This window comes from Amycolatopsis sp. NPDC058278, assembly GCF_042881395.1.
Classification (GTDB): Bacteria; Actinomycetota; Actinomycetes; order Mycobacteriales; family Pseudonocardiaceae; genus Amycolatopsis.
The window spans coordinates 1-3,167 of sequence record NZ_JBHVXZ010000262.1 but is presented as its reverse complement, the minus strand read 5'-3'; the positions used below and the strand labels follow the sequence as shown (position 1 = coordinate 3,167).

At 73.6% G+C, this 3,167-nt stretch carries 4 protein-coding genes; 1 reads left to right on the top strand and 3 read right to left on the bottom strand.

The genetic code is table 11. The annotated features are described in order from the left end of the window. Positions 1 to 339: helix-turn-helix domain-containing protein (locus tag ACFVYA_RS49795; protein ID WP_387055665.1), on the top strand; the 339-nt coding region annotated here is incomplete at its 5' end. A gap of 199 nt (positions 340 to 538) precedes the next feature. On the opposite strand, the gene ACFVYA_RS49790 is transcribed toward ACFVYA_RS49795, so the two are convergent. From ACFVYA_RS49790 to ACFVYA_RS49780, 3 genes are all read right to left on the bottom strand, one after another. Then, positions 539 to 712, bottom strand: a complete 174-nt coding sequence (locus ACFVYA_RS49790) for a hypothetical protein (RefSeq protein ID WP_387055663.1) — start codon at positions 710 to 712, stop codon at positions 539 to 541. A gap of 37 nt (positions 713 to 749) precedes the next feature. After that, positions 750 to 1,334 (bottom strand): dihydrofolate reductase family protein, encoded by a 585-nt coding sequence (locus ACFVYA_RS49785; protein WP_387055661.1) that lies wholly within the window; start codon positions 1,332 to 1,334, stop codon positions 750 to 752. Positions 1,335 to 1,417: 83 nt separating this feature from the next. After that, on the bottom strand, positions 1,418 to 3,167 hold a 1,750-nt coding region (locus ACFVYA_RS49780), incomplete at its 5' end, for a hypothetical protein (protein ID WP_387055659.1).

Here is a 3,167-nt window from a genome sequence, read left to right as displayed (position 1 = left end):
ACGTACGGACGGTTCGTGGATGCCCTGGAGCTGCATTTCCGCGAGCTGCACCTGGCCGCGGACTACGCCGAACTGCTCGGTTGTTCGGTCCGCACCCTCAGCCGCGCCGCCCAGGACGCCACCGGCAACGGGGTGCGTGAACTCATCAACGAGCGGCGGCTGCTCGAAGCCCGGCGCCTGCTGGGAGGTGCCCAGTGGGACGCCCGGGCCGTGGCCGTCCATCTCGGCTTCACCGATCCCGCGAATTTCGGCCGCTTCTTCCGCGACCGCACCGGTCTCACCCCAGCCGCCTTCGCGGCCGGCGAGGCCACGCCCGTCACCCCTCCTCTCGTTGGTTGACGATCTCGGCGGTGGGCAGCGCTCAGCACGTCAACAGGGCGGAGGCCCTCGCACGCGGTGGCGGGGGCCGCTCGCCGCCGGAGACGCCGATCATGCCGAGGCCTGCGCCAGGTCGATCACCAACCACCGACTTGCTCCTTCCCCCAACCTGCCTGACCTGGCTTGCAAGGCCGAGAGGCGATTCGTGATGCGACACGCGTCAGCAGGAGAAGCCGCTCGGCGAACTGACCCGGCGTCCGCTCAGGCCGTTGCCTCCGCTGTGGCCGAGCCCGGCACCTCCTGGTTGGCCGGCTCCAGGAACCACGCGTTCCGCAACGTCGTCCGCCACGATCCCGATCAGAACGTCCAACTGCCCCATCGCCTCGTTGCGCATCGCTTCCTCCTTGGCGCTGACGGGGTTGGTTCCCTGGCTACCGGATGACGCGGTAGCGCAGGTGGGTCACACCACTGCCTGCCTCGATGACACGGTCGCGGGCCAGCTCGACCGGGCCGGCGCCGAGCAGGTCGAACAGCCTGACACCGCCGCCGAGCAGCACCGGCACCAGGTGCACCTGGATCTCGTCGAGCAGGCCCGCGGCCAGTGCCTGCTGGGCCGCGGTGGCGCCGTGCAAACCGACCGTGCGCTCCCCTGCCGCGGCTTGGGCCTTGGCGATGGCGCTGTTGATGCCGTCGGTGACGAAGGTGAACACCTTCGGCGCGTCCGCGGGGTCCGGGGCGTGGTGGGTGAGCACGAAGCACGGTGTCGGGCCGGCCGGACCGCCGTCGCCCCAGCCGCCGTCGCCGACGCAGAAGTCATAGGACCGCCGCCCCATCAGGATCGCCCCGACCCCGTCCGCCATCTCCTGAAGCACCGCCCGGTCGGCGGCCGTGGCGGTGGGACCGAGCCAGTCGTGCAGGACCTCGCCACCTTCCCCCAGCGGGCTTTTCCGGCTGTCGTGCGGCCCGGTGACGAAACCGTCCAGGGACATCGACATACCCACGATGACTTTCCCCATGACTCCTCCTCGGAGTTTCGTGTCCCGCTCCAGCGGGTTGCCCCAAGCCTGGCCTCAGGGCGCCCGCAGGACATCCGTGGCCACTACTGAATCCACTGGGCACCGGGGATCGTGACGCTCAAGGCTGCCAGCTCCGTGCGTCCTTCTCCGGCTCGGTCCGGCACCAGCAGTAGCGTGACGGCGCGTTCGAACCGGGCGCCGAGGCGCTCCCAGCGGGTCACCGCCTCGGTCATCAGCCGGGGGTCGCCGGTGTGCCGGGCGTTCGCGCGGGCCAGGCAGGCCGCGGCCCAGTCGTTCTCCGCCTCGGCGGGTTCGGCCGCCACGAGCCGCTCGGCGGCGTCGGGCAACCCCGCGACCACCGCCAGCTCCGCCCCGGCCGCGTGGGCATAGGCCAGCCACCACTTCTCGGGGAACGACGTGAGCGCGGCGGCGACCAGTCTCGGTGCGTCGGCGTACCGGCCGGTGTGCGCGGCGACCCGGGCGTCGGTGAATGCGGCGGCCGCCGCCAGTGCGAGAGAACCGGCCGCGTCGTCGACGTGCGCGATCCGCCGGGCGCGCGAACGCCACTCCTCGAACGCCGGGACGTCGCCGCGCAGGCCGTGGACCAGTGCCACGATCGCCGCGGCCGAGGACGGCCAGTCCCCACGCAGCGAGGAGAGTTCCGACTCCACATCGGCCGTCGTGGCGTGCCGCCAGCCGTCCCACAGCACCTCGGCCTGGGCCAGCGCCTCGTCGAACCGGCCGGTCAGGCCGTGGAGCCGGATCAGCCTCGGCGCGATGATGGCGGGACGCGTGCCGGTGGAGTCGTCCCGAGCAGCCTGCTCGGCGATGCCGGCGGCGGCCGGTAGGTCCCCGGCCGCCAGTGCGGAAGTCGACGCCACGTGGAAGAGGTCGACCAGCTCGGCCGCGACCGCGGGCTCGTACCGGGACGCGGTGGTGGCCAGCCGGAGCCGTTCGTCGGAGAGCCGATGGGCCTCGCGCAACCGTCCGGCGTTGGCCAGGGCGGTGCCCAGCGCGTCCAGCGCACCCAGCACGAGCGCGACGTCCCCGGACCGCCGCGAGGCGGCCACCGCGGCTCGCGACAGCTCCAGATCCGGATCCAGCGGGGTCCGGCCCGACACCCACGCCCGTGCCATCGCGAGTACCGCGGCGGACCGCTCATCGGCCGGGTCCGCCAGGGCGGTCGCTTCCGCCAGCATCGCGACCAGCCGAGCACGCGGAACCGGGTCGGTGAAGGACATCGAGAACCGGGTGGCGGCCACCACCGCCGAAGCAACGGCCACCGCCTGCGCGGTCCTGTCCCCCGCAGCCTCGGCACGGGCGGCCGCCTCCAGCAACAACCCGAAGCCGGTTTCCCCGTCGGAGATCGTGAGCGCGACGGCCGCGGCCGTGCCGAGGTCCTCGGCCGCGGTGGCCGGGCCCGGCGCCAGCCCGGCGGCCGTGCGGTAGTGCTCACGGGCGGCCACCACGAGTCCACGGGCGAAACTGAGGTGGGCGAGCGACTTCGCGAGCCGATAGGCCGTACCGTCCGGCGCCGCCTGGGTGAGCGCGTGCCGCAGGTCGCCGGCGACCGCGTCGAAGTCGGCAGGCGGGAGCCGGTCGATACGCGTGTCCAGCCGGGCGGCGGTGTCCGCGGCCCACCGCACGTACCGCGGTCCGCTGTCCTCGCCGCTCGCCGCCAGCTCGTGCACGGCGACCGCCCGGACCGTCTCCAGCAGCGACCAGCGGGTCGTCGCCCCCGCGCCCCCGGGGCCGACAACGCGCCCGTCGACCCCCCAGCCCACGAGATCCCCGCCCCCCCCCACCCCCGGCTCCGGGGTGTGGCTGGGTCTT